This is a genomic window from Chloroflexus islandicus, assembly GCF_001650695.1.
GTDB classification, from domain to species: Bacteria; Chloroflexota; Chloroflexia; order Chloroflexales; family Chloroflexaceae; genus Chloroflexus; species Chloroflexus islandicus.
On sequence record NZ_LWQS01000030.1, the window covers coordinates 36,255 to 59,409 of the forward strand.

General features: G+C 58.0%; 17 protein-coding genes. 8 read left to right on the plus strand and 9 right to left on the minus strand.

Annotated elements, in window-relative coordinates; genetic code table 11:
* The first annotated feature begins 626 nt into the window (after positions 1-626).
* Positions 627-1,613 carry a GHMP family kinase ATP-binding protein gene (locus tag A6A03_RS01110; protein ID WP_066782745.1) on the plus strand — a complete coding sequence of 329 codons (987 nt, stop codon included), beginning with the start codon at positions 627-629 and terminating at the stop codon, positions 1,611-1,613.
* A gap of 477 nt (positions 1,614-2,090) precedes the next feature.
* On the opposite strand, the gene A6A03_RS01115 is transcribed toward A6A03_RS01110, so the two are convergent.
* Genes A6A03_RS01115 through A6A03_RS01140 form a run of 6 tightly spaced genes read right to left on the minus strand, consistent with a single transcriptional unit; the run spans position 2,091 to position 8,491 of the window.
* Positions 2,091-2,405 carry a DUF2470 domain-containing protein gene (locus A6A03_RS01115; RefSeq protein ID WP_066782746.1) on the minus strand — a complete coding sequence of 105 codons (315 nt, stop codon included), beginning with the start codon at positions 2,403-2,405 and terminating at the stop codon, positions 2,091-2,093.
* Entirely contained in the window at positions 2,402-4,324 is a 1,923-nt protein-coding gene (locus tag A6A03_RS01120; protein WP_066782748.1) for an iron-siderophore ABC transporter substrate-binding protein, read from the minus strand. The genes A6A03_RS01115 and A6A03_RS01120 overlap by 4 nt, the downstream gene beginning before the upstream one ends.
* 46 nt (positions 4,325-4,370) lie before the next feature.
* A complete protein-coding gene (locus tag A6A03_RS01125; protein WP_066782750.1) occupies positions 4,371-5,441 on the minus strand; it encodes an iron-siderophore ABC transporter substrate-binding protein in 1,071 nt (356 codons plus the stop codon).
* A gap of 54 nt (positions 5,442-5,495) precedes the next feature.
* Entirely contained in the window at positions 5,496-6,563 is a 1,068-nt protein-coding gene (locus tag A6A03_RS01130) for a FecCD family ABC transporter permease (RefSeq protein ID WP_066782751.1), read from the minus strand.
* Positions 6,560-7,426 (minus strand): (2Fe-2S)-binding protein, encoded by an 867-nt coding sequence (locus A6A03_RS01135; protein WP_245668748.1) that lies wholly within the window; start codon positions 7,424-7,426, stop codon positions 6,560-6,562. Before A6A03_RS01135 ends, A6A03_RS01130 begins: the two co-directional genes overlap by 4 nt.
* A gap of 21 nt (positions 7,427-7,447) precedes the next feature.
* On the minus strand, positions 7,448-8,491 hold the full coding sequence (locus A6A03_RS01140; RefSeq protein WP_066782753.1) for a FecCD family ABC transporter permease: 1,044 nt from the start codon (positions 8,489-8,491) through the stop codon (positions 7,448-7,450).
* A 787-nt stretch (positions 8,492-9,278) separates the two neighbouring features.
* Here A6A03_RS01140 and A6A03_RS01145 point away from each other — a divergent pair.
* A complete protein-coding gene (locus tag A6A03_RS01145; RefSeq protein WP_245668750.1) occupies positions 9,279-10,748 on the plus strand; it encodes a DNRLRE domain-containing protein in 1,470 nt (489 codons plus the stop codon).
* 8 nt (positions 10,749-10,756) lie between these two features.
* Here the strand turns inward: A6A03_RS01145 and A6A03_RS01150 are convergent, their stop codons facing one another.
* Positions 10,757-13,165 (minus strand): penicillin acylase family protein, encoded by a 2,409-nt coding sequence (locus A6A03_RS01150; RefSeq protein WP_066782755.1) that lies wholly within the window; start codon positions 13,163-13,165, stop codon positions 10,757-10,759.
* An 850-nt stretch (positions 13,166-14,015) separates the two neighbouring features.
* Between A6A03_RS01150 and A6A03_RS01155 the strand changes: the two genes are divergently transcribed.
* Positions 14,016-15,140: a sensor domain-containing diguanylate cyclase gene (locus tag A6A03_RS01155; protein ID WP_245668751.1), complete on the plus strand. Its 1,125-nt coding sequence runs from the start codon at positions 14,016-14,018 to the stop codon at positions 15,138-15,140.
* Between the two features lie 48 nt (positions 15,141-15,188).
* On the opposite strand, the gene trhA is transcribed toward A6A03_RS01155, so the two are convergent.
* Both trhA and A6A03_RS01165 read right to left on the minus strand, forming a co-directional pair.
* Positions 15,189-15,836 (minus strand): PAQR family membrane homeostasis protein TrhA, encoded by a 648-nt coding sequence (gene trhA / locus A6A03_RS01160; protein ID WP_066782759.1) that lies wholly within the window; start codon positions 15,834-15,836, stop codon positions 15,189-15,191.
* 1,425 nt (positions 15,837-17,261) lie between these two features.
* Positions 17,262-19,055 (minus strand): S8 family peptidase, encoded by a 1,794-nt coding sequence (locus tag A6A03_RS01165; protein WP_066782760.1) that lies wholly within the window; start codon positions 19,053-19,055, stop codon positions 17,262-17,264.
* Positions 19,056-19,197: 142 nt separating this feature from the next.
* On the opposite strand from A6A03_RS01165, the gene A6A03_RS01170 reads away from it, so the two are divergent.
* From A6A03_RS01170 to A6A03_RS01190, 5 genes are all read left to right on the plus strand, one after another.
* Positions 19,198-20,217: a lysylphosphatidylglycerol synthase transmembrane domain-containing protein gene (locus A6A03_RS01170; protein ID WP_066782762.1), complete on the plus strand. Its 1,020-nt coding sequence runs from the start codon at positions 19,198-19,200 to the stop codon at positions 20,215-20,217.
* On the plus strand, positions 20,214-20,621 hold the full coding sequence (locus tag A6A03_RS01175) for an HIT family protein (protein WP_066782765.1): 408 nt from the start codon (positions 20,214-20,216) through the stop codon (positions 20,619-20,621). The genes A6A03_RS01170 and A6A03_RS01175 overlap by 4 nt, the downstream gene beginning before the upstream one ends.
* Positions 20,622-20,630: 9 nt before the next feature.
* Positions 20,631-21,494: a hypothetical protein gene (locus tag A6A03_RS01180; protein ID WP_066782768.1), complete on the plus strand. Its 864-nt coding sequence runs from the start codon at positions 20,631-20,633 to the stop codon at positions 21,492-21,494.
* Between the two features lie 107 nt (positions 21,495-21,601).
* Positions 21,602-22,063 carry a hypothetical protein gene (locus A6A03_RS01185; RefSeq protein ID WP_066782770.1) on the plus strand — a complete coding sequence of 154 codons (462 nt, stop codon included), beginning with the start codon at positions 21,602-21,604 and terminating at the stop codon, positions 22,061-22,063.
* Between the two features lie 29 nt (positions 22,064-22,092).
* Entirely contained in the window at positions 22,093-23,091 is a 999-nt protein-coding gene (locus A6A03_RS01190) for a ribose-phosphate diphosphokinase (protein ID WP_066782772.1), read from the plus strand.
* The last annotated feature ends 64 nt before the right edge of the window (positions 23,092-23,155 follow it).

Genomic DNA, 23,155 nt, shown 5'->3' on the forward strand with positions numbered 1-23,155 from the left:
TTTGTTATTGTGATAATAATCACGAAAGATGATTTTTGAATGAAAAAGAAACAAGCGTTGATTAAAATATCAACATAGAAACATGTAAAAATTATTTGTTTTCAAGGAAGTATTCTTGTTAATTTTATCCATTGCAACTACATCACAGTATCTCGGCTGTAGAGTTCGTCCGGCAATGGCGTGGCTTTGGCGGCTGGTCAGATCAAGGTGCTATGCCTGCAATTCATCGTGGGGCTGTAGGCTATCGAGCAGGGAAGCATCCGCTCGTGCTACCGCCCTGCCATCAGATCAGGCAGGCATTCTTGCTGATGGGTATGTGATGCCTTGCGCCGTGGCGCAATGACCATTGCCACGCTAGGTCTCTGCCATGCCTTCCGTCGCCAGTGATCGCGCGACGTAAATAAATTGCTATCTCGTGGGCGCTGATGAGTGAAGTTTTTGTCATTCGCTTGCAGTACGCTCAGATTATACTGATGGCAGTGTGGATGGGCAGATCATGCCGTGGTCATTCGTTATTCGTTATTCGTTATTCGTTTGCCATCCGTAGATCAAGCTCTGCGATGCGGTGTTCGTAGCTTCAATGTGATGCAGAGAATGGTTCGATCTGAACGACAAGGGGCAATGCCATGATCATCTCGCGCACGCCGTTGCGGATCAGTTTTGCCGGTGGCGGTAGCGATCTGCCGGCTTTCTACCGCCATGAACCGGGGGCGGTGGTGAGTACGGCGATCAACAAGTATATCTATATCACCGTCAACGAGAAGTTTGACCATCAGATTCGGGCGAGCTATTCAGTGACCGAGATTGTCGATCAGGTTGATGACCTCAAACATCAACTGATCCGGGAAGCGTTGCGTCTGGTGGGGCGGCGGCATTCGATCGAGATTACCTCGATCTCCGATATTCCCTCACAGGGTACCGGTCTTGGTTCATCAAGCACGTATACGGTTGGTCTGTTGAATGCACTCTATGCCTTTATTGGCCGGTTTGCCGGCGCCGAACGGTTGGCCCGCGAGGCGTGCATTATTGAGATTGATCGTTGTGGCGCGCCGATCGGGAAGCAAGATCAATATATCGCCGCCTACGGCGGATTGCAGTTTATTCAGTTTAACCCTGATGAGACGGTGTTTGTGGATCCGATTATCTGCCGCGCTGAAACAAAGCAACGCTTGCAGCAGCGGTTAATGATGCTGTACACCGGCGCCACCCGCAAGACGAGCGATGTGTTGCGCGAGCAGCGCGAGAATACCGAGCGTGATGAATCGCGTCGCCGGCATTTGCGCCGCATGGTGGAGTTGGCGCGTGATCTGCGCCTTGCCCTGCACCACGATGACCTCGATGCGTTCGGCGAGATTTTGCACGAGGGTTGGATGCGCAAGCGCGAGTTGGCGAGCGGTATTTCGACGCCGCAGATTGATGATTGGTACGAGCGGGCGCGGGCTGCCGGTGCGATCGGCGGCAAGATCCTCGGTGCGGGTGGGGGCGGGTTTTTGCTGGTCTATGCACCCGAAGAGCGGCATGACGCCATTCGGGCTGCGTTACCCGAATTGCGCCACGTGCCCATGCAATTTGAGCCGCAGGGTAGTAAAATCATCTACGTGGAAGAGCGGTAGTTGGCTTGTGTCACCGAAGTTTTTCTTGCAATGTTGTTGGCTGGATAGTTGATCTCTGGTCATCATTCAGTGCTTGTGCGCTCACGTGAATAGTCTGTAACATACATTTTCCGATGTGGTCGCTTTTGTGCCCAGAAAAGAACTTGGGAGTCCATGTTTGGCAACAGCTCGTTGGGGATCGGCTAGCTTCCAGTCTCTCATGTTATGCAGAAGAAGCCGCAACCCTCCCCCACCGGGGTTGAGGGCGGACAGAATATTTGGTCGAGTACAACCATTGATTGATCGCTGTTCGATGCCGCAACGCTTGGCGTTGCGCTCCCCTCTCCCGTAACACGGGAGAGGGGCTGGGGGTGAGGGTGAACCAGCGCATCGCAAAGCCATCAATCGCATCTATGCTCATACGTTCTGTCCGCCCTTGAACCCACCGGGGGAGGGTTAGAAAGGAAGTTTGGCGCAAGACGCTATTCACCATCTTTGTTAAGAGCCGCCTGTTTCGTTGCTGTTCTTGAGGTTGATCCGTGCTTGCTCGATGAGCGCAATCAGGGCAGGGCGAAATTGGTTTGGTTTCTCAATGGGCCTATCAAAGGTGAAGCGTACCAACGCTACTCGCCCTTCAGCACGCAGAGTAAGCGCAATGCCATGACGATCAACACTCAGCAGGTCTGCCTCCTCAGCCCATCGCTGGTTTGCTAACCCATGGGCTAGATCGAGCAGCTCTTGCCGGTGATTATGATTGATGTGCGCTATCACTCCGCTGACAAATGTTGCTGGTAAGTTGTGCTCATCGCTCATTTCAACGCCTCTTCGACATCATTGAGTACTCTGAGCGCCGCCAATGGCCCGCCGATGCTCGTCCAAACTGTACCATCGACTTCAACCACTCGCCCTTCCTTAACAACATCTAGTCGTTGGAAGAGAGAGTTCTCTCGCGCTGTCTTGAGCGCGGTCGCTCCATCAGGATTGAGTACGCCGATAAACCACCAACCACTATCGAGGAGTTCTAGTTGCTCAAGACTCAGCGGATCGCTGTGTGCGCCGTGTGAGCCAGCCAGTCGACCAATTGCTGCTGGCCGGCTGAAGCCTATGTCTGCCAGCACTCGACTAGCAAACGTAGTGGGCATCATTACCACCGGTCCTTGTGGCATCCAGCGAATAATATTAGCCTCTGCGGCCTCGGCAGGTACGAGCGTCTTTACTGCGGCGACCCGTTGGTTGTAATTGGCGAGAAATGCCTCTGCTTCTGCAGTTCGATTGAGGATGCGAGCGATATTGGTAAACGCCGTCTTCCAATCATCGCTGGCGTTGTACGTTGCCACGACTGGGGCAATTGCGCTAAGCTGCGGCAGCAAGGTCTCGATCTGAGGAATCATTGATCCCGCTAAAATCAGGTCTGGTTCGAGAGCAACAATAGCCTCTAGCGAGGGTTCGGCGAGGGTTCCTACCGATACGATGCCATTGATGTGGGATCCCAAATATTGCGGTAATCCGGCTTGACCCCGGCCGTTGACAGCGCCAACCGGTGTTATTCCTAATGCGAGTGCGCTGTCGAGATCAAGTTCGCTTAAAGCAACGATGCGTTGCGGGTTCCGAGGCACGGTCACCGTTGTGCCACGTGCATCGGCGACCGTGATCGTTGCGTCTGTTCCTTGTCCGGCTGTGCTGCCGGTAACGTTGGTTGCCGGATCGCCGTCAATAGCAGCCGCTAATTGTGGCACTAGTTCGTTAAAGATGATCGGCAAGCTGAGGACGCTGCTGTACACAAGCGCCGGTCCTATCAGATTGCCTTCGCCAGAGGCGTCTAGCCAGATCACACGCCCTTCTTTCACCGCTCGAAGCTGTTGGTAGAGCGGGTTGGCTTCGATCTGGCTGCGCTGATCAGGTGTCGTGAGCCACAGCAAGACATCAGTATCGAGCAGATCAAGCCGTTCGCTACTGACAGTGCCGTAAAATGAGTCGCCGGCGATTGCCACCAATTCCGCAGGCAACACAAAACCGAGCGATGTGAGCACTCGTTGACGTTCGTGCTGCGGTCCAGAGAAGAAGAATTGGCCATTAGGAGCCGGTGCGGCAATAGCCGCTGTTGCGCCGGCAAATTCCGGGTGCTGTTGGCGAATCTCGGCAAACCGAGCCTCGGTGGCTGCAACGAGCGCTTCGGCTTCAGCGGCGCGTCCGAGTGCTTGGCCAATCACTTTCGTCTGCTCTTGCCAAGGCACGCCGAAATTGACGTATGCATCAGATTGGGCCAGCGTTGGGGCAATCCGGCTAAGCGTTGCATACTCTTCCGCAGTAATGCCCGCTGAGACGGCAACGATTAAATCGGGTTTCAAAGCGGCAATTGCCTCGATGTTCAACTCGCCAAAGGGCATATTCAAGACAGTTGGGGCTGTGCCGCTCTGCCGGCCGGCAGCCCATGGCCAGTATGCTTGTTGTGGATCGCCGAAGAAGTAGCGTACAGCCACCGGTTGCACCCCAAGAGCTATAATAGGGTCTTGATCGGTGTAACCGAGTGCAATTACCCGCTGCGGTTCGCTAGGAATGGTGGTGCTGCCATATTTGTGCGCAATCGTTACCGGAAAAACATTCGTCGCTGTAGCTGGCGCAGTAGTTGGAATCGGCGCCGGTGTCGCGGTTGGTTGTACGGCTGTGGGTCGTCCACTGCATGCCGCTAAGAGACTGAGAAGAACAATGATAAGAATGGTTCGTCGCAGCATGATGAGTCTCCTTGCATTCGAGCGTCAATGACGATGGGGCAAGTGTTTACGGTACTGTTTCAATCACTGGCGTGCTCGCCTTGGTATTGGCAAGATGTAAGAACAAATCATCAAGCACTTTGTTTGCGAGCAGATAGGTTTGTGAACGCCACCAGTATTCGGGCACTAAGAAGGCCTGACCAGCCCTCACTGCTTTAAGACTCTGCCAGACCGGCTGCTGCTCGAGCATGGTTATGGCATTGCGCTCCTTACTGGCTATCTCTGGGTCACGTGAGGCGTAGGTGAAATAGAAGATGGCATCGCCATCTGCCAGATCGAGCCGCTCGGTCGAGATTGGTATATACTGGCTCGTTCGATAGCGGGCCGTAGCCGCCTCACCGATCAGATTTTGCGCTTCTGGTCGTTCTAAACCCACATCGGAAAGGATTGCGCCGGGTGGTGTGTCCGGCATCCAGAGCGAGATGCCATAACTGCTTACCGAGAGCACCGAAATCTCGCGATCGATGGTCGTACCAAGGGCTGCCCGCAGCTCACCGATGCGAGTTTGGTAATTTGCCGCCATTGCGTCGTACCAGTCGGACATGCCTAGGACATCGGCCCATAGACGCATGCCCAGTTTCCAGTCGTTGTAGATCACCGGATCGGCAAAAACCAGTGGCGCAATCTGGCGGGCCTGATCGGCGTCGATCGAGTCTCCCGCTGTTGTACCGCCTACGGCGAGGATGAGATCGGGTTTGAGGAGGGCCACCTTTTCTAAGTTAGCAGGGTAGCCGACATCTTCGACTGCAGCGAGTAGTTTGGCGAATGGCGGGTGTAGTAATGGCAACTCGCTGAGGATCCACCCACTGGTGGCGAGCAAGGTTTTGCCGGCCAAGAGCGTCATTTCGACTGAAGCCATGTCAAGGGCGATGATCCGCTGCGGATCGCTGGGAATGCAGACGGGATCGCCCTCCAACAATTCATGCTCAAACAGCCGTTGTGCCGCAGAACAATTGCCGGTCGAAGCTACCAGCGGTGAAACGGTATCCGGTATAGTTGCCGGTTGGGTTGTTGGTTGACCACCGCAGGCGACAAGTACAGCGATCGTAATGAGGGTGATGGTGAGACGTTGGAACACGAGAGTTTCTCCTCAATCTGTAATGAAACGACCTGAACCTACGTTGTGTTGAGCTCAGCGATGGCGTTGCCGCCACAGTAAACTGATGAAGAATGGTGCGCCAACGACGGCAGTAATGAGTCCTACGGGTAATTCGATCGGCGCAAAGATAGTGCGACCCACGAGATCAGCCACAACGACAATCAATGCGCCAATCACGCCAGCGGTTGGCAGCAACCCGCTATGATCAGGTCCGACTAGTCGCCGGCTTATGTGCGGCGCCATTAATCCAACAAAGCCAATTGTGCCGGCAACAGCTACGGTGGCCGCCGCCAAGGCGACAGCCGTTAGCAGGAGCAAGCCGCGTCGCCATACAACCGGGATGCCAATCCCGCGCGCTACGTCTTCGCCCAAGTTGAGGGCATTAAGATCGCGGGCAAGCAAGAGCGCTAAGGGGATAAAGAAGACTATCCAAGGCAGGAATGCCCAGAACTCATGCCACGATCGGCCATAGACGCTGCCGGTCAGCCAGATCATAGCCCGCTGCACATCGTAGATATCGCCGAAGGTGATCATAATGGTGGTGGCTGCACCACAAATGGCGCCAAGGCCGATTCCAACCAGAATCAGCCGAATAGGCGAGTCGCTGCCACGCCATGCCAGCAGATAGATCAAAGCCGCTACGGTCACGGCGCCGCTAAAGGCTGCCACTGGAATAATGCTAGCGGGAACCTCGCGCACGATGACAATCAAGGTTACGGCAACTAATCCCGCCCCGGCGCTGATGCCAAGGATGCTGGGATCAGCTAATGGGTTGCGGGTCAATCCTTGCATAATTGTGCCAGCTATGCCGAGCGCGGCGCCAACCAGCGCGGCAACGAGCATGCGAGGCAGTCGTAGCGTATTGACAATGAACGAGTAATCGTTGTTGTCTACCGGCAAGTGTAGGACAGTTCGTACTACATCGAGCGGGGGTATTGGGTATTCTCCTACGCCAATATTAATAGTCATAGCTGTAAGCATGGCCAGCAACGCTAGTGTTAGCACTGGTGGCGTCCGGCGGTCGATGCGGAAGGAGAAGCTGCGAGTGCGCACCGTTAGCCATTGAATGCGCTGCCGGCGGCGTGATGTCTCGACCGTCATACTAAAACCTCCTCAACAGTCGCTTGCGCCTGTGCATCATGCACGATATGGGCAAGCAATTGCTGGCGTCGATCTGCCGATGTGCGGTGTGGGCAGGTAGCGCAGTAATCTCCACCATCGGTTTTGTACCAGTAGCAGCAGGTGGCGCGGTCGTGAACTATGCGACAATGTCCGCCATAACGGAGTTGGATTAAGCCAATTTGGCGGCTATTGAGTGGTGAGCTGCGTTCGCGGAGCAAGGCCGTGATCTCAGCCTCGATCTGGCTCAGGGTGATCGATGGATTGTGCGCCTGCATTAGCCAGACGAGCGTGCCAGCACAGCAGTCGGCAACATTCAACCATAAGCCGCGCGGTTTGCATCCGAGCCTGATGCAGAGATGATTGATCAGCATGCCGAGGTGCGCTTCGATGTGTGAGCGAAGTGCTGAGCGCAATGCTGTTGTATCTGGCAATACTGTTGCATCGGGATGGTTGGCGGCCAGATCAGTAGGAAGGGTGGCAAATCGGCTACTGAGCAGTGCCAATCGGCTAGCTTTACGCTCGTTGTCATAACCGGTCAGCGTGTTCGCCGCGCTGATGTCTGGCACCCGCCGGTCGATGAGAAAATACGCCATTGCTGTGGTTATGAGAGGCCACTGATAATTTTGGAGAATGGCGCTGGCCACAATCGCCGGCGCTCGCGTGTTCAGGTATGCTTCAGTTGCGGTGATAAGCGTCTCTAATTGGGCTGAGCCGGGCGCAAGATCGGCGACAGTGCGCCACTCAGTGCCGCTTGGTATGCCAAGCTGCGGTTTCAGATAAGGGCTAAGCTGCCGCACACGAATTAAGGTTTGTTCAAGCGGGTGGATGATTGCATTGCTCATCGTTTCTCTACCATCCTGTGCTCATCGTTTGACCCGCCAACGCACAAGGTAGACAAAGAATGGCCCGCCGATCAGGGCAGTCATGACTCCTACCGGTAGCTCGGTGGGGCGGAGCACTAGTCGCGCCGCTACATCCGAAAATACGAGAAAACTTGCGCCGATCAGCGCTGCGTATGGCAAAATCCAGCGGTAATCTACGCCAACAAGGAAGCGCACTGCGTGAGGGATCACGAGCCCGACAAAACCGATCGGACCCCCTACTGCCACTGCCCCGCCTGCGAGCAGTACTGTTGCAATGGCAGTTAGTCCTTTGACCCAGCCAGTGCGTTGGCCCAGCCCTTTTGCCACGTCGTCGCCAAGGGAAATAGTGGTAATCTGCCGTCCTAATGCTAGTGCTAGCACTAGTCCGGTAAGTAGATAGGGAGCAGCTTGGATGAGCAAGTTTAGATCGCGTCCAGCTACGCTGCCGGCAAGCCAAAAGCGTACCTCGTCTAGCGTGCGTTGGTTAAAAATGAGAATGCCAGTAGTTAGCGAAGAGAGGAGTGCCGTGAAGGCGGCTCCAGCAATAGTAAGCTTTAGTGGGGTAGGGCCGCCCCGCCCGATTGATCCGAGCGTATACACGGCAATGGCTGTTAATGTTGCGCCGGCAAAGGCGAACAGGGCATAAAGGTAGAGCGAGCCAATCTTAAGAAAATAGACCGCAGCGACGACGCCAAGCGCGGCCCCGGTTTCGATGCCGAGAATGCCGGGATCGGCCAGCGGGTTGCGGGTTAGTCCTTGCATCAGCGCGCCGGCAACGGCTAGGGCTGCGCCGACAAGCCCTGCAACTGCAGCACGGGGGAGGCGTAAGGTACGGATGATCAGGTGCTCGGTGCTTTCAGGATTGAAAGCGACGAGTGCAGTCCACACATCGGAGAAGGCAATGTCGGCTGCGCCAAAAGCAATGCTGCTCATCAGTGCGAGGCCGAGCAGTCCGGCGCAGAGCGACAGGCCAAGCAACAGCATTGGCCGCGAGCGAATGAAGCGGGTGGCACTATTGGCTGATTGGATAGTCAATGCACTCATAACCAAACCTTTTCGCCGTTATCGCAGAATGTGAGAAGCGCCGGTGATACGAGATACGGCTGGATCACATGCTTTGCTAACCGTCCTTGTAACCGGAATGGTGCCTTGTAGTAGGTGGGTCGGCGCAGTGAGGGTAAAACAGAGAATGATCAAAAGTCGCCAGCTTATCAGATCGGCAATGATGCCGGCGGGCGTCTTGTACATTAAATATGGTGGATCTCTCTGATACCAAACCTGCGATGACGAGTTGGCTGGGTGATAGCCTAACCACATTGGACTGAAAGACGGTAAAGCCGGTCCAGATCAAGGCTTGATCGCTATCGGAGAGAAAGCTCAATCTCAGATGGCTGCGATAAGATGAGGGCTGCAAGGCGAGGTTCCTCTGTAGCAGGCATGGCTTAAACGGTATATGTTCACCAGATACACAGGTGCGATAGTTGCTAATCGGCGGGCAGGCTGGTGACTGCCTTGTCGATCAACGAGGTTAAGAACTAGAGTTAGATTATACTAATTTTGTTAGTTTGTCAAGTTTATAGTTATAAAACCGTGTATATCGTCTCAACTACAGAATATGCCGCGTGGTGATGCGCGAGGTGTTTGTGGTGTGTGACTGCAGAGGGATGGCAATACTTAAGACCTGCTTTATTACGAGTGGTGATGCTTGATAGTGCAATGTGCTACCATAGAGACTGTGTGAATGGAACACTGCGTCCAACATGCACATTGGGCGGGGGGTGTGAGAGGTAGTATTGCCCTCGCACTAGGCTTCTATATTAGGAGGTGCCCCTTGGTTTATCGCTCCTTGCGCTTCGGTCTGGTCTCCCTCATCGTCCTCGCCTTCCTCCTTCCCCTCGCTATCACCACCGCTAACAATCCACCCTTCCGCCAATGGTTGCCCGCCGTCTTCGCGCCATCCGGCGAACCCCAGTATTGGATCAATGCGCCCTACTTTCCGGTGGCCAACGTTACCAATGACCGGTTCGATGAGATGGCGATCTTCTGGTTTGGCCAAGTCAGTTACACCAGCAACTATACCGATGTGCGGATTGGCTATAACAACGAGGCGCTCTACCTCTATCTCGCGGTTTTTGACCGGCAACTTTGGTACGATACCACTCCTGCTGCCGCCGATCTGACCGCGTGGGATGCGGCGACCGTCTTCATCGACACCGGCGGCGGCTCCCAGCTTGGGGCAACCAGTTACCGGCTGGTGGCCCAGTTTCGCGGCCCGCCTGAGCCGGATGCGCGCTATCAGTTGAGCCAGCGCGCCAGCGGCGGCAGTTGGGCGGCGGCTACTGTCGCGTTCAGCACCATCCCCGGCTGGCGCGGCGACTCACTCAATAACGATAACGATGAGGATCGCGGTTGGGCAATGACCTTCCGCATTCCCTTTACCAGCCTTGGTCTCGCTGGCCGGCCCGCCGATGGTACGCAGTGGCGGTTGGGGGTGATCGTGCATGACCGCGATAACGCTGCCGGCACGCCGATCGCCGATCAGGTCTGGCCGCCGAACCTCAACCCAAATCAACCCCGCACGTGGGGCGGTCTCCGTTTTGGCTTACCGGTCTACACCCCGCCGCCGGTCAGCGCCACGCAAGAGTACCTTCTCCGCCACGGCTTGAATGGCGTGACAGTGGCCGATGCCGGCGTTGGCGGGCAGAGTAGTACGGATGATCCGGATGATCCGGATGATCCGGAAGACAATATGTGCAATGCTGACGGCAATTTCTGGGATCGCTGGGGCAATTGGTCGCAGCCGGCGGATAAAGCTGATGTTAATATCCAAAATCAGGCTGATATTTCCGACTGGCCGTGTTTTGCCAAGTATTATCTCACCTTCCCGCTGAACAGCTTGCCCGCCGGGCGCACAGTGGTTTCGGCGAAGCTGATTCTGAGCCAGATGGGGAATGCGCAACCCCAAGACGCCAAGCCGTCACTGATCCAAGCAATGGTGGTGGGTGAGGATTGGAACCCTAATGCCCTAACGTGGAATAATGCGCCACTCGCGCGCGAGAACGGCGGCAGTTGTTGGATTGGGGTGATGTTCGACCAACCCGATTGGAACAATCTCCCGAAGTGCGAAATTGACGTCACGCGCGGCGTAGTGCAAGCGTATGCCAATGGCCAGCCGCTGCGGTTGGCGATCTATTCGGCGGATAGCGCCTACCACAGCGGCAAATTTTTTGTTACCAGCCGCACCGGCGATTGGAACGAGCAGAATCGTCCAACGTTGGTCGTGGTGTTGTCAAGGCCGTGACCCGGCGGTTACGGCGCCGGACGCAAGACCAAAGTTTCGCCCTCGATCGTGCCGCCAAAGCGCATCGGGATGTCTTCGACTCGCTGCCACCGCTCAAGGAAGTCGCTGTAGCGGCTGCTGAGCACGTTGCCTGATTGGCCGGTGGTGTGCATAAAGCGCGAGTTGGTGAGGTCGCTCAGATCGATGATCTGGCGGTACGAGGGTGCATTGTATTGCAAGTATGGCTCGGTAATGCGCACCGGCGCGACGTTGACGGTGAAGGTGTCGCCGCCGTTGGGGATGCGCCGCTCAAACAATCCGCGCAAGGCCCCCACTTGGCTGAACGGGTTGTGCGGGAAGACCGCTTGGTGGACGCGATCCCAGCGCCAGCGCGCTGGATCGCTCTCGCCTTGCGCCGCCGCCATCGCGGTCAGGCCGTTGCTCAGCGCCTTGGCTAACGTCGCGGGACAATCCTCCTGCACCCCAATCGTTGTCACATCGTCGCACCATTCGCGCTGGCCATCGAGCAACACTGCCCGTAGCGCCAGCGCCGGGAAGTCGCGCCGGTTGCGGTAAGTGGTGGTAAAAACGTCGCGCAGCTCGTCGGCGAAGATCGCTTCGAGGGCGGCGTAGTAGTAGCCTTGATAGACGGCGGCGGCGGCGCTGTCACCGCGCATCGCGCCATCCCAACTGCGCAACAGCTCAAGCGCGGCGGCTTCGCGGTCGCCGGCAGGGGTCACGTTGCGAAAGACCGGCAACAGCTCGCGGGCCTGCGCTGAAACGACATCCCCCAACATCGCCCGCATATCATCCACCGTCAGCCGGTTACCCTGCTCGATCAGCTCGATGATGCGTTGGGCGCGGAATGGGGCGGCCCACGATGTGCCGAGCAGGTAGGGGTAGTCGTCGCCAACCACCCGGTTGTTGGCAGTAGCGACATAATCTTTCGGCGGGTTGTAGATATGCGGCAACTCCTCGAACGGAATGTAGCCAATCCATTCGTATTCGTCCGTCCACCCCGGCGCCGGCGTTCTGCCGTCACCGTTACGCCGGATCGGCACCGCACCCGGCGCGTAATAGCCGATATTCCCGTCAATATCGGCATACACGAAATTCTGCATCGGCGTCTTGTAATCGCGCAACGCGGCGACAAACTCCTCCCAGTTCTGCGCGCGGTTAAGGTTGAGGAACGCGCGCATGGTCAGATCATCATCGTCGAGCGCCGTCCACCGAAAGGCGAGCGTGTCGGGCAGATCGCTCTGGACATCGCTGATGATCGGGCCGTGGCGCGTGATGCGTACCGTGAGCGTGATCGGGTCAGCGCCTTTGACTTGAATCACTTCGTTGATCAGCGTGACCGGTTCGCGCTGGCCATTATACTCGACATAATTTTGGGCGTCGATCCGTTCGATATACAAATCCTGCACATCCGGGCCGGTATTGGTCACACCCCACGCGATCCGTTCGTTGTGGCCAATCACAATCGCCGGCAAGCCGGGGAAGGTCGCGCCGATCGCGTTGATCCGGCCACCCTGCATGTGGGCCAGATACCAGATCGAGGGGATGCGATTGCCGAGGTGGGGATCGTTGACCAGCAGCGGCTTGCCGCTAGCCGTGCGCGAACCGCCGATCACCCAATTGTTCGAGCCAGAGAGCAGATCGCCGAGACCGGTCGTCTGGTGGATCGTCTCCCACAGGTCGAGCATCGCTTGGGCGGTGGCGGGTTGGATCGGCGGGCCGGCGTGGCCAATCGTTGTGAGCTCCGGCATGCCTTCGGGCAAGATCAGCGGCCCGTCGGTGGTATAGGTCTGCATCAGAAAGTTGGCATCTTCGGGGCCGACTTTCGCGATCAGCAAGGCGCGCATGACCTCATCGCTCCAGTTGCCGCCGAGATCCCATGCCATCATTTTGGCCCACACCAACGAATCGATCGGTTGCCACGGTTCGGGTTGCACGCCGAGGATCAGAAATTCGGGTGGCAGCGCCGGATTGGTGGCGAGAAACGCATTGACGCCAGCGGCATAGGCTTCCAACATCGCCAGCGTCTCGCCGTCGAGCTTCGCCAGCGCACTGCGGGCGGCACGGGCCACGCCGAGCGTGCGGAGAAACTTATCGGTACGCAGTGTCGTCTCGCCAAACACCTCAGACAGGCGGGCATGGCCGATCCGGCGCTGCACTTCCATCTGCCAGAGCCGTTCTTGGGCATGGACAAACCCCAAGCCAAAGGCAGCATCATTCTCGGTAGCGCCGGTGATGTGGGCCACGCCGTCGCGATCGCGCACAATCGTCACCGGCCCGCTGATCCCACGCACCTGAATCTCGCCGCTGGTTTGTGGCAACGACCGCCGCAGCCAGAGATAGCCGCCCCCGCCGCCAACCACCGCTACTAACAGCACTAATACCAACACCCAGCCGGCAATTCGCATCAGCAACCGCATTGTTGCCCCTCTACACTTCAACGCGCTTCAGTTGTGGCGGTGATTATAGCATAGGTTAGGGATGACGAGGAGCGGGGCACTGTGTGGGATGAATAGCCACGAAAAGACACAAAATGCACAAAAACGTACAATTTTTGCGCCTTTTGCGTCTCTTTGTGGCTATTCGGCGCCGTGCCCCCACCCTCGGCCCCTCCCCCGCTGGGGGAGGGGAAGCGACACCTTTCAAGTAGCCTGTTCCGCCGAAGCAGGAGATTGCTTCGGGCGCTACGCGCCCTCGCAATGACAAAAGATTGGCAGCGTCGCACCCCAGTTGTCATTGCGAGCCGCCGGAGGCGGCGAAGCAATCCCCCGCGAGTACGCGAGCGGAACCTTTCCGTCGAAGGAGGAACGTGCTGCGAGTGCTGGCGGTAAACAGACCCTCACCCCCTGCCCCTCTCCCGCGACGCGGGAGAGGGGCGCTGCTGTGTTCCGCTCAAGCGATGCCTCGTTCGTAGACAATGCAGCTCCCCCTCTCCCGCCGTGAGGTGGGAGAGGGGGTTGGGGGGTGAGGGCCGACGACAAAGGCGCAGCGCGGGCCGAGGCGCAGGAGCGCCGGACGGTTGTCCGGCTCTGCAGAGGACGCAGAGGGTTTTGAGATAGTGATCATCCTCCGCAGACGCAGAAATGAGCGATCCGCGCACTAACGTCGCTTGTTCGCCGTAGATCATCCTCCGCAGACGCAGAAATGAGGTACAGGTTGTGCCTTTTGTAGCTCTTTGCGGCTAGTCCACCGTAAATATCCTGACACCTCGTTGTAGCCGAGATGGTTTCTTGTGGTATAGTTATATACTATATTATTAGTACGATTGATGTGCTGGTCACCAGTAATCTCATGGCTGCCGAACCGTCTGACAATCCAGACCTGCCCCTGCCTCCCATCCCTCCCAACGAGGAGGAGCGGCTGCGCGAGCTGGAGAGCTACCATATCCTCGACACCTTGCCCGAACAGGTGTACGAGGATGTTGTCCGGCTGGCGGCTTATATTTGCCAGACCCCGATGGCGCTGGTCAATTTGATCGACCGTGACCGGCAGTGGTCGAAGGCGCGGCTGGGTTTCGCCGATAACGAGGTGGATCGTAAACTGGCTTTCTGTTCATATACGATCAATTACCCTGATGATGTGTTTGTGGTACAAGACGCGACCTGCGATCCCCGTTTTGCCAATAACCCGTTTGTGCGCGGCGATCCCTATATTCGCTTTTATGCCGGCGCGCCGCTCGTGACAGCAAATGGCTATGCACTAGGCACCGTATGCGTGGTTGATCTGCAACCCCACCAATTGTTACCCGAACAGGTTGAGATGCTGCGGGTGCTATCACGGCATGTTGTGCATCATCTCGAATTGCGCCGTGATCTGTTGCAACTCGAACAACGGTTGTTGGCCCACGAGCAAGAACGCCATTCGCTTCAAGCCTATTTGCACAGCCTCGAAACCCGGCTGGCCGAGGTGCAGCAGCAGGTGTTGACCGATCCGCTGACCGGGTTGCTGAACCGGCGTGGGTTTGATCTGCGCTTGAACGAGGAGTTCGATCGCGCCCGCCGCTATCAAGCGCCGTTATCGTTGTTGTTGATTGATGTTGACTATTTCAAAGAGTTTAATGACACGTTTGGTCACGTCGCCGGCGATGAGACGTTGCGTATCGTGGCGCAGGCGTTGAACGAAGGCAGCCGCAAGCACGACTTTATTGCCCGCTATGGCGGCGAGGAGTTTGCCGTGATTTTGCCCGCCACCGGCAGCGACGGCGCGTATGTATTGGCCGAGCGGCTGCGCCGGCTGGTGCAACAAGCGGCATGGCCGCTCCGTCCGGTGACGATCAGTGTGGGTGGGGCAAGCCTCACTGATGATATGTTGAGTGTCTGCGATCTGATCGATCGGGCGGATCAGGCGTTGTATGAAGCTAAACGAAGTGGGCGCAATCTGTGTGTGGTGCGGTAGACGCTATTCTGTTATGGAGTGCGGCAGTGCCACTGCCGCACTTGTTGCTTACAACACCACCGAAACCACCGCGCCAAAGTGCAACACGCTGCCCAGCAACACAAAGCCGTGCCAGATGTTGTGCATATAGCGGCGCTGCGAAAGCATGTAGAAGGGAGTTCCGGCAGTATATGCCACGCCGCCGGCAACCAGCAAACCGATGGTTAATGGGTTGAGTGCGGTGAACACCTGATCAGCGGCAATCACCACCAGCCAGCCGAGCGCAATGTAGATCAGGGTCGAGAGCAGGCGAAACCGTCCGGTCAGAAAGAGCTTCATCACCACTCCGGCCAGCGCCAGCCCCCAAACGAGGCCAAAGAGCGTCCACCCCAACGTGCCGCGCAAACTCACCAGCGTGAACGGGGTGTAGGTGCCGGCAATCAGCAAAAAGATCGCGCTATGGTCAAAGATTTCGAGGATTGCCCGCCGGCGCGGTTCGCGGCTGGCGTGGTAGAGCGTAGAAGCAAGGTAGAGCAAGGTCAGCGTCACGCAGAAGATCGTCGCGCCGGCGATTTGCCAGCCGTCGCCGCGTTGCCAGACCGTGCCGAGCAAGATCGCGCCGGCCAGCGCACTGAGCGCCGCTCCGGCGCCGTGCGTGATCACGTTGATCAGCTCTTCGTGCGGCGAGAAGTGTTCGGTTGGTTGGAGTGTCGTCATAAAGGCACCTGTGATGACTATAAAAGGGTTTTACCTCATCCGAATCGATCTCCTGCGAGCACGGTTTGCACCTACTCAGGCACGACCTCCGCTGACGCGGGAGATTGCTTCGGTCGGGCGGCAGCCAGCGGTACTGGCCGCCGCCACTCCCTCGCAATGACAAGAGGGCGCGCCGCCCTCGCAATACTGATCCCTCTCCCACCTTCCCCCGCTGGGGTTCAAGGGCGGACAGAGCGTATAAGCGCAGATGGGGTTGAAGGCGTTGCGATGCGCTGGTTTGCCCCCACCCCCTGCCCCTCCCCCGCTGGGGGAGGGGTGATGGGGAGTGCAGCATGGGGCTTTATGGCATCGTACAGCAATCAACGGTTGTGCTCGACCAAACATTCTGTCCGCCTCTAAACCCACGAGTGCAGGAGGAGGGCATTGCTGCAAGCCGCTCTCGCAGTGCCGTACCTGCCCACCTCGCAGCTCACCCTCTCCTGCCGTCAGGTCAGGTGGGAGAGGGGAACGGGGTGCGGGCCTTCAGCCCGCGCAGCGGGCTTCGTAACCCTAGCCCGGCCCTTTAGGGCCGGGCGCCTTGCTACCGCGAGGGATTGCTTCGGTCGGGTGGCAGCCAGCGGTGCTGGCCGCCCCCACTCCCTCGCAATGACAAGAGGGCGCGCCGCCCTCGCAATACTGATCCCTCTCCCACCTTCCCCCGCTGGGGTTCAAGGGCGGACAGAGCGTATAAGCGCAGATGGGGTTGAAGGCGTTGCGATGCGCTGGTTTGCCCCCACCCCCTGCCCCTCCCCCGCTGGGGGAGGGGTGATGGGGAGTGCAGCATGGGGCTTTATGGCATCGTACAGCAATCAACGGTTGTGCTCGACCAAACATTCTGTCCGCCTCTAAACCCACGAGTGCAGGAGGAGGGCATTGCTGCAAGCCGCTCTCGCAGTGCCGTACCTGCCCACCTCGCAGCTCACCCTCTCCTGCCGTCAGGTCAGGTGGGAGAGGGGAACGGGGTGCGGGCCTTCAGCCCGCGCAGCGGGCTTCGTAACCCTAGCCCGGCCCTTTAGGGCCGGGCGCCTTGCTACCGCGAGAGATTGCTGCGGTCGGACGGCAGCTAGCGGTGCTGGCCGCCCCTACTCCCTCGCAATGACACTTGGGTCTCTCATTGCGCGCCGAGTGCAAGGATAGAGCGCCGCTCGGCCCCCGCGCGGCGAAGTCTTACCTGTTTGAGTATGCAATGGCAGAGTATTCTCGGCTAGTGTCGCGCGTCCTGAAGAGGTTATGACTGTAGTCACAACGAGGATATGGAGTGCGGCAGTCAAACTGCCGCACTCCACAATGTTGCGTGTGAGGGTGTGCTGTCAAATGACCAAAGGCAACAATCTGCCCGTTAAACTGCCGCACTCCATAACGTCGCCGATAAGGGTAACTCTTTCCTTACCTTCTTACCAACTCATTGCCGAGCAAACCCAGCAACACCTTCCCATCTGGGTGCAGCTCGAAGCGCGCCCGCTCAAACCACTGCACAATCACCACTGTGCCGGGCCGGGTCTCTTCGAACTGCGGCTGCGAGAGCGGCAAGCCAAACAGGGCCAGACTCTCGGCGTAGCTCTTGCCGGGCCGGCCATCGAATTCGAGGCCGTTGCGTTGCCAGTAGCTAAGGAATGGCTCGCACAGCGCCTGATTCGTCTCGGCGAAATAGAGACAACCGGTGACCGGCCCACTGCGTTCAAAGGTGTACCAATCGCGTCCTTGCCGGCGCAGCAAGTCATCGCCCATCCGCGAGAGCAAGACATTGTAGGGCGGGACATTTTCTGGCCGCCACTCGAAGCGGTGGCGCTCGAAGTATTGCACAGTGACCGGGCGGCCATCGCTGCCGATTTCGGTAAACTCCTCGCTGATTGGAAAGCCGAAGATCGGTAGGCCGCCGTTTTGTTCCCAGTACGCGCGAAAGCCACCGCCGAGAGTATGGCCGGTTTCGGGGAAGAATAGCCGGCCATCGGACGGTGGTTCAACCCGGGTAAAGGGGTCAAAGCCGGGGTTCACGACTGGCGCCGGCGTGCCCAAGGGGCAGCCGCCATAGGTAGTGGCCGTTTGCACCGCATTCAAAACGTTCAACCGGCCATAGCCATACTCACCGTCGCGACCCGGTGCGCCGCGATCTTCGGCGGAGATTGCCAACACACAGCGCACGTCATTGCTGCTCAGATCGGGCCGTACCGTCATCACCAGCGCCGCTGCACCCGCCACAAAGGGGCTGGCGAACGAGGTGCCGGTGGCGGTCGCGTAGCTATTGCCCGGCAGCGTGGTCGCAATATCGATGCCCGGTGCAACGAGATCGAGATAATCGCCAGTATTGGAAAAACCGGTGACTTCATCGCTGTACCCGGTTGCGCCAACCGCAATCGTTTCAGGGTAGGCCGCCGGATAGTTGGGCGCATTGCCTTCGGCTCGCTCGTTGCCGCTGGCGGCAATGATTAACACCCCGCGTTCGGTCGCGTAACGCACGGCATCTTGCAACGCGGGGGAACTCATCGCCCCGCCCAAGCTCAGGTTAATAATGCGTGCGCCGTTGTCAGTGGCCCAGCGAATCGCGCTAATCACGCTCGAATCGCGGCAGCGGCCATTATTGAAACACGCCTTCACCGGCAAAATCTGGCATCCCCAGCAGATACCGGCAATACCCGCACCATTGTCGCCGGCGGCGGCGATCAAACCTGCCACCGCGGTGCCGTGGCCATTATCGTCGCTGGTGTTGGTGCTGCCGGTAATCGTATTGAGCCCGCTCAGCACCCTCCCGCTCAGATCAGGATGGCCGGCGTCAACCCCTGTGTCGATCACTGCGATGATGATTGGCCCGCCGGTCGTGATATTCCAAGCGTCGTAAGCGCCGATCGTGCCTAATGCCCATTGCTGCTGAATAAAGGGATCGTTGGGTGTGCGGGTAATGGCCCGTTCGTAATCAGGCACGGCGTAGATGATCCCAGCGAGCTCACGGATGCGTTCGCCGGCTAATGTTGCCGGCATCCCGGTCGGTAGGCGAACGAGATAGGTGTGATCGCCGATCAGTTTCAGGCTTTGGACGCGCAGCCGTTGGCTGAGGGCAACGGCTTGCTGGGTGTCGGCCAGTTTGACGATCCAATCAGTGGTAGGTGCGGCCTGTGCGGGTGGCGCCGGCACAAGGCTGATCAAGAGGATCAGCAGGCCATAGAGGGCGAAACGGGCAGGCATGAAGTTTCCTCGTGTGGTAGATGCCATACCTGCCGGTATTGTACTTGATCGCTCTGTCTACCGCTATAGGATTCTAGTACCCTTCATAGACGATCGGCCATCAAAATGCCCCCGGCGCTGCTATGCTATAATTGAAGCCGTTATGAAACAACACAAACCGACAACCTCCCTGCGCGCCGGGTTGCGCAAATCAATTCTCACCTCGCTCGTGATCGGTTTGGCGGTGGTGATCGTGATCAGCTTGTTTAGCGATCTCCGCGCCGTTGGCAACGATTTGCGCACCTTCGACTGGCTGTTGCTGCCGCTGATCCTGATTGGCACCGTCATCAATTACTGGCTGCGCTGGCTCAAGTGGGACTATTATCTGCGCTACCTGCGGCTTGACCGTAATATTGACCATGCAACGAGCGGTCTCATTTTTACCGCCGGATTAGTGATGTCGGTCACACCGGGCAAGATGGGTGAAGTGCTGAAGTCGTTTCTCTTGCGCCAACGCAATGGCGCGCCGATCAGCCGTTCGGCGCCGATTGTGTTGGCCGAGCGTTTGACCGACGGCATTGCCATGTTGTTGCTGATGGGATTGGGTTTGACCCTTTACCCGCCGGCACGCCCGTTGTTCGTGGCGCTGGTCGTGGCGACGATTGCCGGGATTGTGGTGGTGCAACGGCAAGAGTTGGCATTCGCCGTCATCCGGCTCGTGGCGCGTCTGCCGTTTGGCGCACGTATTGCACCGCGCCTCGAGACGGTCTATACCACGACTGCGCAATTGTTACACTGGCGCATTTTGCTTGTCTCGACGCTGATCAGCGTGATTTCTTGGGGTTTTGAGTGTCTGGCCTTCTTCGTGGTGCTCATGGGGGTCGGTAGCGAGCCGTCGTGGTTGCTACTTTTGCAGGCGACGTTTATCTTCGCGGCAAGCACGCTCTTTGGCTTAGTCTCGTTTTTGCCCGGCGGGTTAGGCGCTTCAGAAGTGAGTAGCGTCGGTTTGCTGATTGCGCTGGTTGGGGTGAGCGCCAGCGCGGCAACCACGGCGACGATCGTGATCCGCTTTTGTACGCTCTGGTTTGGGGTGTTGCTCGGGGTGATTGCGCTGGCATGGCTTGGCCGGCGCACAGGAACAGAAGACGATCTGGCTGCGCTGGATACTTCGGAGGTCGTATGACGTCGGTGTTTACCCGAATTGTGCGTGGTGAGCTGCCCGCGTTTAAGTTGTACGAAGACGATCTGACTCTCGCTTTTCTCGATATTAATCCGGCGGCGCGGGGCCATACGCTGGTCATTGCCAAGCCGGAATTACCCGGTTTGCTCGATCTGCCGCCCGAACTGGTCGCAGCTACGGCGCTCACGACCCAGCGCGTGGCACGGGCCATTGTCGCCGCGTTGCAACCCGATGGCTTTAATATTATTCAGAATAACGGCGCTGCTGCCGGGCAAGTGGTGTTTCACTTCCATGTCCATATTATTCCGCGGTGGGATGGTGATCGGTCAGTGAAGCTGTGGCGTCCCGGCACTGCTACTGCCGATGATCTGCAGGTGGTAGCAAGTGAGATTATCGCTCATATCTAGGAGCGGCCAATGAGCGGAACCGTCTCTTCCCCTTCTAGCCAACCACCGCCAACTACGCCATCAGGCCCGGATCAGGGTCGCCAACCGGTTCCGCCGGCCTCTGCTGAGACTCGTCCGATTCGCCAGCGACCGGCGCGCAATAACCGGCTGCGGGTGGGGATGGTTGTGCTGCTCGTGGTGTTGCTCTTGATTATGCTGGCGCTCGTGATTGCCGGGATTGGCGGGATGCGTTGGCCGGCCTCGTCGCAAAATCGGGTGACGCCACGTGAGCTTATTTTGCAGTCCCCCACCGTGGCCGCAGTTGCCGGCGGCCAGTCGTCGGCTCCAGCCGTCAAAGTTGATATTGCGCCGCGCTTTGCCGCTGCGTATGAACAGCTCGGCGGTTTGCGCCGGCTTGGTTTGCCGATTAGCCCGGCTTTGTTGCACAATGGTCGTGAAGTGCAGTGGTTTGAACGCGCGCGGGTTGAATATTGGCCGGAACTGAGCGGCACGCCCTACGAATTTCAAATTGGGCTCGTTGGGGTGGAATATGTTGCCGGACGTACCTTTCTGCGCCCCGAACCATTCACGTCACGCCCTGATCTCCGCTACTTCCCGGAAACCGGCTTTGGCGTCGGCGGTCTGTTTTTGCAATATTGGGAAGAACATGGGGGCTTGACATCGTTCGGCTATCCAATTAGCGCCGAATTTGATGAGGTGCAGCCTGATGGCCGGGCCTTCCGTGTGCAATATTTCGAGCGCGCCCGGTTTGAGTTGCACCCCGAAGCGGCGGGGACGCCGTATGTGGTGCAGTTGGGCTTGTTGGGATCAGCGCTCTACTTCGGCGAGCCGCGCCCGCAAACGGTACAACCCCGGCCAACGCCGGTACCGTAGCATCCATGTTAGAGGAGTTTGGTCGATTGCGATAGAAAGACCAGAAGCGCTTGCAGCATACGATCCGCAGCCAGCGGCGATGGGTGGATGCGCGCAATGGAGGGGGTATGGCGGCAACGCAAGTTGATCTCGCAATCTTGGCCGCAGCCGTGCGACAGGCTGGCGGTGAACCGGCGCACGTAGCGCAGGTGTTAGCATCGTTCCGCCAGCGGCTTATTGCCGATGGCCAGCCTTCGCCCCAGACGCTGTATGTCTACCGCGCTACCGGCGCCGCTGCTAGTTCTGATACTCCAGCACCGGCGCCGTCTGCCCGTCCTCGCCTATTGCTTGCGTTTCTCAGCGCCGATGCTGCCGTGAGTTTCGCCCAACGCACCGGTTTGGCTCGCGTGCCGCGCTTGCTGACGCTCTCGCTGGCGCGCGTGCTGGCGATTATCTTGCAACAACCGGCGATGCGGGCACTGCATATTGCGTATGATGACATTCCGGCTGCCAACGGTTTGCCGTCTGGTTGGCATTTGTCCCGCGCCGAAGTGCTGGCGCTGTTTGCAATTGATTCGGGCGTTGTCTGAGTTGCGCCTCACAGGGTAAGGAGGAAGGAATGGGAAGCCGCTTCGACGAGATGCGGATCTTTGCCGGTAATGGAAACCCGATGCTTGCACGTGCGATTAGCGAGCGTTTGGGGGTTCCGCTCGGTGATGTGACGATTGTGAAGTTTAGCAATGAGAATATCTTTGTCAAGCTCAACGAAAGTGTGCGCGAAAAAGATGTGTTTGTGATCCAGTCGCTGGCGATGCCCGATCTCAGTGATCGGATTATGGAGCTGTTGATTATGCTCGATGCCTGCAAACGGGCATCGGCAGGCCGGATCACGGCGGTGATTCCCTATTATGCGTATGGCCGTACTGACAAGAAGGATCAGCCGCGGGTGCCGATTACGGCCCGTCTGCTGGCCGATATGATCCAAGTGGCCGGCGCCCATCAGGTGATGACGATTGATCTGCACGCCGGGCAGATACAGGGCTTTTTCTCGATCCCGATGGATGAATTGACGGCCATGAATTTGCTGGTGCGCTACTTTGCCGATAAAGGCTGGGACGACATGATCGTCGTGTCGCCCGACGTCGGCTTTGCCAAGCGCGCGCGCAACTTTGCCGAAGCGTTGAACGCACCATTGGCGATTGCCGAAAAGCGACGGGTACAGTACTTTGATCGCAAAGATGGCTCGCTCACCGCGCCCGAAGTGCTCAACCTGATCGGTGATGTGCGCGGTAAGCGTTGTATTGTGGTTGATGATGAAATCGCCACCGGCAGTTCGATCCTCGAAGTAGTGCAGTTGCTCGAACAGCAAGGAGCGCGCGAGATTTACGCCTGCTGCGTGCATCCGGTTTTCGCCGGCAATGCGGTTGAACGGCTCCGTGCCAGCTCGATTCGCGAGTTGGTCGTGACCGATACCCTGCCGGTGGCCCCGGAACGGCGCTGGCCCGGTTTGACGATCCTCTCGGTCAGTACCTTGATCGCCGAAGTGATCCAACGCATCCATAGCGGGGTCAGTGTCGATACCATCTTCCAACACCGCCGCCATCCGGCCCTCAGCTAGGGGCAACGCATCCGTTGCCCCCGTATCCGTTCACCTCACCCGCCCTTCGTCCCGGCGCATACGC

Excerpts from the sequence above, each read along its gene's own strand:
- A6A03_RS01150 (WP_066782755.1), bottom strand. The coding sequence starts at position 13,165 with ATGCGGTTGCTGATGCGAATTGCCGGCTGGGTGTTGGTATTAGTGCTG.
- A6A03_RS01185 (WP_066782770.1), top strand. The coding sequence starts at position 21,602 with ATGGCGGCAACGCAAGTTGATCTCGCAATCTTGGCCGCAGCCGTGCGA.
- A6A03_RS01130 (WP_066782751.1), bottom strand. The coding sequence starts at position 6,563 with ATGACGGTCGAGACATCACGCCGCCGGCAGCGCATTCAATGGCTAACG.
- A6A03_RS01120 (WP_066782748.1), bottom strand. The coding sequence starts at position 4,324 with ATGCTGCGACGAACCATTCTTATCATTGTTCTTCTCAGTCTCTTAGCG.
- A6A03_RS01115 (WP_066782746.1), bottom strand. The coding sequence starts at position 2,405 with ATGAGCGATGAGCACAACTTACCAGCAACATTTGTCAGCGGAGTGATA.
- A6A03_RS01175 (WP_066782765.1), top strand. The coding sequence starts at position 20,214 with ATGACGTCGGTGTTTACCCGAATTGTGCGTGGTGAGCTGCCCGCGTTT.
- A6A03_RS01135 (WP_245668748.1), bottom strand. The coding sequence starts at position 7,426 with ATGAGCAATGCAATCATCCACCCGCTTGAACAAACCTTAATTCGTGTG.
- A6A03_RS01110 (WP_066782745.1), top strand. The coding sequence starts at position 627 with ATGATCATCTCGCGCACGCCGTTGCGGATCAGTTTTGCCGGTGGCGGT.
- A6A03_RS01165 (WP_066782760.1), bottom strand. The coding sequence starts at position 19,055 with ATGCCTGCCCGTTTCGCCCTCTATGGCCTGCTGATCCTCTTGATCAGC.
- A6A03_RS01170 (WP_066782762.1), top strand. The coding sequence starts at position 19,198 with ATGAAACAACACAAACCGACAACCTCCCTGCGCGCCGGGTTGCGCAAA.
- A6A03_RS01190 (WP_066782772.1), top strand. The coding sequence starts at position 22,093 with ATGGGAAGCCGCTTCGACGAGATGCGGATCTTTGCCGGTAATGGAAAC.
- trhA (WP_066782759.1), bottom strand. The coding sequence starts at position 15,836 with ATGACGACACTCCAACCAACCGAACACTTCTCGCCGCACGAAGAGCTG.
- A6A03_RS01140 (WP_066782753.1), bottom strand. The coding sequence starts at position 8,491 with ATGAGTGCATTGACTATCCAATCAGCCAATAGTGCCACCCGCTTCATT.
- A6A03_RS01180 (WP_066782768.1), top strand. The coding sequence starts at position 20,631 with ATGAGCGGAACCGTCTCTTCCCCTTCTAGCCAACCACCGCCAACTACG.